The sequence below is a fragment of the Paenibacillus silvae genome (assembly GCF_014639235.1).
GTDB lineage: Bacteria > Bacillota > Bacilli > Paenibacillales > Paenibacillaceae > Paenibacillus > Paenibacillus silvae.
Genome location: NZ_BMFU01000032.1, coordinates 1 through 937, shown reverse-complemented (window position 1 = coordinate 937; position 937 = coordinate 1). Strand labels below are relative to the sequence as shown.

2 tRNA genes and 2 rRNA genes are annotated in these 937 nt (G+C 49.2%); all 4 read right to left on the bottom strand.

Features of this window, described 5'->3' with window-relative positions:
- A 23S ribosomal RNA gene (locus tag IEW26_RS29940) occupies positions 1–141 on the bottom strand; the annotation flags it as partial.
- A gap of 256 nt (positions 142–397) precedes the next feature.
- Positions 398–473 (bottom strand) — tRNA-Ala (locus IEW26_RS29935).
- 90 nt (positions 474–563) lie between these two features.
- A tRNA-Ile gene (locus IEW26_RS29930) sits at positions 564–640 on the bottom strand.
- A gap of 34 nt (positions 641–674) precedes the next feature.
- A 5S ribosomal RNA gene (gene rrf, locus IEW26_RS29925) occupies positions 675–791 on the bottom strand.
- Positions 792–937: the final 146 nt, after the last annotated feature.

The window sequence follows — 937 nt, the reverse complement described above, 5'->3', positions numbered from 1 at the left end:
TTACCCCAGCTGGGTTTCCCCATTCGGACATCCCCGGATCAAAGCTTGCTTACAGCTCCCCGAGGCAGTTTCGTTGTTCGCCACGTCCTTCATCGGCTCCTAGCACCTAGGCATCCTCCGTGTGCTCTTAGTAGCTTAACCAGGTCGCTCGTGTTCGAGCTGTCGCTTCCCTTGTTTTGAACTTTGTTCAAAGCCAAAAGTCGCTCCATTTCGATCACTCGCTCCAGCAATTTTACTACCTTATTAACACTTTCACTTGTTGACACAAGTTCAGCTAGGATGATTGTTGTTCGGTTACTTCAACCGAGCAAGCATTCATCCCTAAAAGGAATGTTCTAATTCGCGTTTGTTTCGTTTCGATATCTAGTTTTCAAAGAACAAGCTTGTAAAATCTTGTTGGTGGAGCCAAGCGGGATCGAACCGCTGACCTCCTGCTTGCAAGGCAGGCGCTCTCCCAGCTGAGCTATGGCCCCATAATTCACCCTAAAAAGTGAAGTATGTCTACGAAGTCTATTCCGATTACTTTTCGGGGACCCCGTAAATAAACACTTATGAAGTTGAAATGGTGGGCCCTGGTGGACTCGAACCACCGGCCTCACCCTTATCAGAGGTGCGCTCTAACCAACTGAGCTAAGGGCCCACAATATATAAGTTTTGAACCCGAAATGGGTTACGCTTGGCGGCGTTCTACTCTCCCAGGACCCTGCGGTCCAAGTACCATCGACGCTGAAGGGCTTAACGGTCGTGTTCGGGATGGGAACGTGTGGAACCCCTTCGCTATCGCCACCAAACGTTTGAGAGTTTGAGCTCTCAAAACTGAGCAACGAGTGAGTAACTAGCCGACCTGGCTAGATTTAAAATTTGAATGTTTCCACTCGGGAAACGATTCTCCATAGAAAGGAGGTGATCCAGCCGCACCTTCCGATACGGCTACCTT